6 protein-coding genes are annotated in these 6,568 nt (G+C 72.4%); all 6 read right to left on the reverse strand.

Annotated elements, in window-relative coordinates; genetic code table 11:
• A partial coding sequence (locus tag J1C73_RS31805; RefSeq protein ID WP_207319400.1) for an ABC transporter permease subunit occupies window positions 1-1,609 on the reverse strand: 1,609 nt, incomplete at its 3' end.
• Window positions 1,610-1,613: 4 nt separating this feature from the next.
• On the reverse strand, window positions 1,614-3,134 hold the full coding sequence (locus tag J1C73_RS31810; protein ID WP_207319401.1) for an ABC transporter substrate-binding protein: 1,521 nt from the start codon (window positions 3,132-3,134) through the stop codon (window positions 1,614-1,616).
• 54 nt (window positions 3,135-3,188) lie between these two features.
• Complete coding sequence (locus J1C73_RS31815) at window positions 3,189-3,761, reverse strand: GNAT family N-acetyltransferase (protein WP_207319402.1); 573 nt, start codon at window positions 3,759-3,761, stop codon at window positions 3,189-3,191.
• A gap of 119 nt (window positions 3,762-3,880) precedes the next feature.
• Complete coding sequence (gene ispF / locus J1C73_RS31820) at window positions 3,881-4,420, reverse strand: 2-C-methyl-D-erythritol 2,4-cyclodiphosphate synthase (protein WP_372446770.1); 540 nt, start codon at window positions 4,418-4,420, stop codon at window positions 3,881-3,883.
• Window positions 4,410-5,156 carry a 2-C-methyl-D-erythritol 4-phosphate cytidylyltransferase gene (ispD, locus tag J1C73_RS31825; RefSeq protein WP_207319403.1) on the reverse strand — a complete coding sequence of 249 codons (747 nt, stop codon included), beginning with the start codon at window positions 5,154-5,156 and terminating at the stop codon, window positions 4,410-4,412. Before ispD ends, ispF begins: the two co-directional genes overlap by 11 nt.
• Window positions 5,157-5,593: 437 nt before the next feature.
• On the reverse strand, window positions 5,594-6,076 hold the full coding sequence (locus tag J1C73_RS31830; protein ID WP_006380568.1) for a CarD family transcriptional regulator: 483 nt from the start codon (window positions 6,074-6,076) through the stop codon (window positions 5,594-5,596).
• Window positions 6,077-6,568: the final 492 nt, after the last annotated feature.

Genomic DNA, 6,568 nt, shown 5'->3' on the forward strand with positions numbered 1-6,568 from the left:
CCGCGTAGGGGAGGTTCTCGGAGAGCATCCTGCCCCATTCGGGTGACGGGGGCGCGGTGCCGAGGCCGAGGAAACCGAGGGAGGCGAGGGCCAGCGCGATGGCGGGGACGCGCAGGACGGCGTGGCGGACGACGGGGGGCAGTACGCCGGGCAGTACGTGGCGGCGCAGCAGGTGCGCGCGTCCGGCGCCCAGGGCGCGGGCCGCGGCGATGTGCGGGGCGGCGCGTTCCTGGGCGTACAGGGCGCTGGTGTGTGCGGCGATGGGGGCCCAGGCGACGGCGGTGACGGCGGCCGCGGCGCTCCAGGAGCCGGGTCCGGCGACACCGGCGACGACGAGGCCGGTGAGGATCGCGGGCAGTGCGTTGGCGGTCTCGGTGAGCGCTCCGGCGCGTACGGCTCCCAGCGCGAGGCCGAGCAGCAGGGTGGCCGCGGACACGGCGACGGCGGTGAGGACGGTGCGGGCGGCGCCGTGTCCGAGGCGGGCGAGGATGTCGCGGCCGAGGGAGTCGGTGCCGAAGGGGTGGGCGGTGGACGGTCCGGCGAGGCGGGCGGCGGCGTCGATCTGGAGAGGATCGCGCAGGAGTCCGGCGACGGTGACGGCGGCGAAGAGCGCGGCCAGGACGACGGCGGCCGCGGTCAGCAGCCGGCGGGCCGGGAGGGCGAGCGGCAGGAGTGCGGGCAGGGCGCCGTCGTGCAGGGCGGGGCCCAGCAGGGTGCGGGAGGCGAGCCGGGCGGCCAGTCCGGCGGCGATGCCGAGGAGCAGCAGCATCAGGACGCAGGCCTGGAGGACCGGAAGGTCCTGGGCGAGTGCGGCGGCGAGCGCGGTGCCGCCGAGGCCGGGGATCGCGTAGAGGGTCTCGACGGCGACGGCTCCGCCGGTGAGCCCGACGACGATGAGGCCGAGCTGGGGCAGCAGGCCGGGCAGGGTGCGGCGCAGGGCGTGGCGGGCGATGCGGGTTGCGGGCAGCCCGCCGGCGGTGGCGGCGCGCGCCCAGGGTTCGGCGAACGCGGCGGGCAGTGCGTCGTCCAGCAGCCGGCCGAGCAGGGCGCCGGCGGGGATGCCCATGGCGAGGGCGGGCAGCACCGTCTGTCCGGGGGTGCCCCAGCCGAGCGCGGGAAGCCAGTCGAGCCGGACGGCGACGACGGCGGCGAGCACGGCGGCGATGAGGAACTCGGGGAAGGCGGCGAGGACGGCCGCACCGACGCCCGCGCGGGTGGTGACGATGCGGCGCGCCGCCCCGCGCCGCAGGGTCCCGGCGGCGAGGGCCGCGGCGAGGAGCAGGGCGACGGCGAGGGAGGCGCCCATGAGGGTGAGCGAGACGCCCAGGGCGGATATCGCGTCGGGGGCGACGGGCTGCCCGGAGACCCAGGAGGTGCCGAGGTCGCCGTGGAGGAGTCCGCCGAGCCAGCCGCCGAGGATGTGGAGGGGGCCGCCGTCGAGGCCGATGTCGGCGCGGATGGCGTCGAGGGTCTCGGGGGTGGGCGGCCGCTCGGCGTACCGGGCGCGCAGGATCGTGAGGGCGGGGTCGGTGCGGGTCAGCCGGGGCAGCAGGCCGATGACGGCGAGGACCGCGAGGAGCGCGGCGAGCCGTCCGGCGAGGTACTTCACCCGGTCATCCGACGCGGGTGTCTGCGGTGATGAGGGTGCGTTCCATCGGGTCGAGCGCGACGCCGTGGACGCGGCTGTCGTCGTACCCCTGGACGAAGCGCTCGTGGAGCAGCGGCACGAGGGCGTCGGTGCCGAGGACGTCGGCCTCGGCGGTCATCGCGGCGCGGTGGCGGGCGTCGTTTCCGGCGAGTGCGGCGGCCTTGTCCACGTCGGTGTCGACGCGCTTGTCGCAGAGCTGCGAGATGTTGAAGCTGCCGTCGCAGGTGAAGTCGGACGCGAGGTAGGAGACGGGGTCCGCGGTGTCCAGGAGGGTGTTGCGGGCCTGGATGAAGGCGTCGTACTTGCCGGCGAGGGCGTCGGCCTCCAGCTGGGCGTAGTCGCGGACGACCTGCTTGACGGTGAAGCCGCGCTTCTGGAGCTGCTGCTGGACGACGGTGGCGACCTCGGGGAGTTCGGGCCGGTTGGTGTAGGTGGCGAGGACGATCTGCTTCGTCTTCGCGACCTGCGCCCTGCCGGCGGCCGCCGCCCGGTCGGCCGGGGCCTCGCGGGCGGCGGCGGCCCACGGAACGCCGGGCCCGAGGAGGCCCTGCGCGCTGTCGGCGCGGCCTTCGTAGACGGCCTTGACGAGGGCCTCGGAGTCGATCGCCTCGCGGGCCGCGGCACGCATCGCGGGGTCGGCGAAGACTCCGTGTTCCGTGTTGAGGGAGAGGCCGTTGGTTCGGGCGGAGGGGAATTCGTGGACGAGCCGGTCGCCGAGGAGGGAGGCCTGCGAGATCGGTACGTACTCGGCGACGTCGACGGCCCCGGTGCGCAGGGCGTTGGCGCGGGCGGTGCCGTCGGCCACGAAGGTCACGTCGGCACCGGGGGCCTTGGCCTTGCCGCCCCAGTAGTGGTCGTTTCGCTCCAGCGTGGCGCTGACGGCGCCCTTGACCGCGGCGAGGGTGAAGGGTCCGGTGGCGTGTCCGGCCGGGTTCACCTTGCCCCCCTGGTACGCGGCGGCGGACAGGATCGTGAGGGAGGGGTTGGCGAGGCGCTGGGGCAGCAGCGGGTCGGACGCGGTGGTGGTGATCCGTACGGTGCCGGCGCCCTGGGCGGCGGCGGTGATGCCGGTGTCGGACAGGACGCGGGGCTTGGGCGAGGCCTTCTGAGCGGCGTTCAGGGACCGGACGACGGCGGCCGGGTCGACCTTCGTGCCGTCCTGGAAGGACGCCTTGCGCAGGGTGAAGGTCCACGCCTTCGGGCTCTCGCGCTTCCAGGAGGCGGCGAGTGCGGGCTTCGCGGCGCCGTCGCGGCCGAGGGAGGTGAGGCCCTCGATGACCGCGAGGCGGCTGAGGTTGACGGCGTCGTCGCCGTAAGGGGACATCGCCTGGGCGGGCGGGAAGGCCATGGCGACCCGGAGGCGTTGCCCGCCGTCCGACGCGCTTGTGGTGTCGTTCGCGCCGCCGGAGCAGGCGGTGGCGAGCGGGACGAGGAGGGCGGCCGCGGTCAGCGGCAGCGCGGCGCGACGGAGTCGGGACGGGGGCATGGCAACGACCTTATATGAAAACGATTGTCATTTAAAAGGGGTTCAGCGAGCGGCTCAACGGGCGGCGGGCACCGGCAGCTCGAAGTGGACGACGCTCTGACCGCGTCCGGGCAGGGTGCGTTCGTCGCACACCTCCCGCGCGAGCGACCGCCAGAACGGCTCGGCGCCCGGCACGGCCGGGTCGGTGTGCAGATAGACCGCCTCGTACCCGCCGGCCCGCGCGACGAAGTCGCAGAGCTCGCGCACCAGCCACCGCGCCAGCCCGTGCCTGCGGTGCTCCGGCCGTACGTAGATCCGGCACAGCTGGGCGGTGGTGCCGGACGGGAAGCGGTCCGCGACCCACCGCGGATTGGGCGGCGCCTGCGGCCCCCGGTCGCGCACGGCGCCCGTCGCGACGATCTCGCCGTCGCGCTCGACCACGAGCAGGGTGCAGCGCTCGGGCCGCAGATAGCTGGCCTCGGGGTCGATGATGTCGGCGTGCCAGCGGGGCACGTAGCCGGACCTCAGGTCGTGGTAGACGGTGTCGAGCATCACGGCCCGCGCGCCGCCGACGTCACGAGGAGTGGCGGTGCGCAGGACGTATCCGTCGGCATCGGCCCGTGTCCCGGCCGTCGTCGTCGTACTCATCCCGGAGCCTCTCCGTCCCTCGCGTCATCTCATTGCCGTACCAGGGTACGTGCAATAGATGTGCAACAAGGCTGCGGGCCCGACGGTCCGCCGGGCCCGCAGTCCGGCTCCGGGGCAGGTCAGACCGTGCGGTAGACCAGCGCGGTGGCGATCCCGGCGATGCCCTCCGCACGGCCGGTGAAGCCGAGCCCGTCCGAGGTCGCGGCGGAGAGCGAGACGGGCGCGCCCACGGCGGCGGACAGGACCTTCTGCGCCTCGTCGCGCCGCTTGCCGATCTTCGGCCGTACGCCGACGACCTGGACCGCGACGTTGCCGATCTCGAACCCCTCGGACCGCACGATCCGGGCCGCCTCGGTCAGCAGCGTGGCCCCTGCGGCGCCGGACCACTCGGGGCGTCCGGTGCCGAAGTGCTGCCCGAGGTCACCGAGCCCGGCGGCCGAGAACAGCGCGTTGCACGCGGCGTGCGCGACGACGTCCGCGTCGGAGTGCCCGGCGAGCCCGGGGCCCTCGCCCTCCCACAGGAGACCCGCGCACCACAGCTCGCGGCCCTCCTCGAAGGCGTGGATGTCGGTTCCGATCCCGACGAGCGGGATCACCGGTGCGGCGCGTTCTCCGGAGGCCAGGTGTCCCTCGGGGGCCATGCGTTCCTCAGAAGCCATCGTTCGCCCTCCTGCGTGCGAGTACCGCTTCGGCCAGGACCAGGTCCAGCGGCCGGGTCACCTTGAACGCCTCCTCGTGGCCGGGTACGACCACGACGGCCACTCCGAGCTGCTCGACCAGGCCCGCGTCGTCGGTCGCGCCCTCGCCGCTGACGGCGACCCGCTCATGGGCCCGCACCAGCGTGTCGCGGTCGAAGCCCTGCGGGGTCTGCACCGCCCGCAGCCTGGACCGCACCGGGGTGGAGAGCACCGGTTCGGGCTCCCCGGGCGCACCCGGCTCGACCTCCTTGACGGTGTCCGCCAGCGGCAGCGCCGGGACGACGGCGGGCGCCCCGTCCCGTACCGCCTCGACCACCGCGTCCACCGTGTCGACGGGCACCAGGGGGCGGGCCGCGTCGTGGACGAGGACGGCGCGGATATCGGCGGGCAGCGCGTCCAGGCCGAGCTTCACCGACTCCTGGCGGGTGCCGCCACCGGGCACGACGAGGAATTCGGTGCGCTCGGGCAGCGCGTGCTCGTCGAGCAGGTTCCTGACCTCGGCGGCGCCGTCCGGTGGTGCGACGATCACGACCAGGGACACCTGACGGGACGCCGCCATGGCCCGTACCGCATGGACGAGCATGGGCGTTCCGCCCAGCGCACGCAGCGCCTTGGGGGCGCCGGGGCCGAGCCGTACGCCGCGGCCGGCCGCGGGAATCACGGCGGCGGTGCGGCTGGGACGCGATTGATCAGACATCGGTTGCACTCCGAAGCATCGGCATGTTTGTCTCCACGGCCGACGTGGGTATGGCCTCAATCGAGCCGGGCGCCATGCCATGACTCGACCGGGACCCTTTCCGTGACCCCGGGCGAGACGAGGACGGACCCGGCCGCTCGGGATCGGCCTGACACGTCGACTTCACAAGATCGCGAGCAAAGTACCGGGGGATCGTCGACGAGGCCAACGCGTCGGCGCATCGAGAACAACATCCGGGATGCTCGGGCCTCACCGCCCGTCGGCGTCCCTGTGCCCGGAATCCGGAATGTGTCTGGAATCCATGGGTCCGAAATCCGCAGTCGGACCGCCGGAATCCAGATCCGGACATGCCGCGGTGCCCGACGACACGCCGTTCGGACGGCTGGTCAGCGGGCACCGCGGCACGTTATTCACGCCTTAGACCGGTGCGATCCGGTTCAGGACGCGAGGACCTCGTCGAGCAGGGCCTCGGCCTTGTCCTCGTTGGTGTTCTCCGCGAGGGCGAGCTCGCTCACCAGGATCTGGCGAGCCTTGGCGAGCATGCGCTTCTCACCTGCGGAGAGTCCACGCTCACGCTCACGACGCCACAGGTCACGAACCACTTCCGCGACCTTGATGACATCGCCGGAGGCGAGCTTCTCGAGATTTGCCTTGTAGCGCCGGGACCAGTTCGTCGGCTCTTCGGCATACGGCGCGCGCAGCACCTCGAAGACCCGGTCCAGCCCTTCCTGCCCGACAACGTCGCGCACACCCACGAACTCCGCATTGTCCGCCGGCACACGCACCGTCAAGTCGCCCTGGGCGACCTTGAGCACCAAGTAGGTCTTGTCCACGCCTTTGATCTGGCGAGTTTCGATAGCCTCGATCAGCGCGGCCCCGTGATGGGGATAGACCACGGTGTCGCCAACCTTGAACGTCATGTGACAGGTACCCCTTCCGTGGCTATCAAGAGTAACACGAGAACAGCTTCTCCTGAATGGCGTTTTCGCAGGTCAGGGCATATCTCGGGGCTTGACAACTGCAACACGTACGTGCTGCGGAAGGTTCGCCGGGGACGGTATTCGCAGGTCGGAGCCGCTGTGCGGGCGAGAAGAAACGCGGGCGTCACACCTGCCGGAACCCGTTCGAAAGAGACCTAACGTCCCGGTTTGCCGGGTTCAGGATGGTGAACTTTCCCTACTCCGTTCGGGGATCGATCACCCGTACGGCGGTAAGTGCGGATGACCAATGAAATTGATCAACGTTCGGCCATCGCGTGGATTATCCGCAATGAATACGCCGGGGCACGCCAAGGCCGGTGGAACATCCGCAGGAAGCGCGGGCCGAACGCCCGGAGGAATTGATCAAGCGTGTTATGTGGACGGCTTGCGAATCATCGCCCCCGGGCCGGGCCGGGGGCGATGATTCGCAAG

The sequence above is a fragment of the Streptomyces laculatispora genome (assembly GCF_017353455.1).
Lineage (GTDB): Bacteria > Actinomycetota > Actinomycetes > Streptomycetales > Streptomycetaceae > Streptomyces > Streptomyces laculatispora.

Coding starts and splice junctions, on each gene's coding strand:
- J1C73_RS31810 (WP_207319401.1), bottom strand. CDS start 3,134: ATGCCCCCGTCCCGACTCCGTCGCGCCGCGCTGCCGCTGACCGCGGCC.
- J1C73_RS31815 (WP_207319402.1), bottom strand. CDS start 3,761: ATGAGTACGACGACGACGGCCGGGACACGGGCCGATGCCGACGGATAC.
- ispF (WP_372446770.1), bottom strand. CDS start 4,420: ATGGCTTCTGAGGAACGCATGGCCCCCGAGGGACACCTGGCCTCCGGA.
- ispD (WP_207319403.1), bottom strand. CDS start 5,156: ATGTCTGATCAATCGCGTCCCAGCCGCACCGCCGCCGTGATTCCCGCG.
- J1C73_RS31830 (WP_006380568.1), bottom strand. CDS start 6,076: ATGACGTTCAAGGTTGGCGACACCGTGGTCTATCCCCATCACGGGGCC.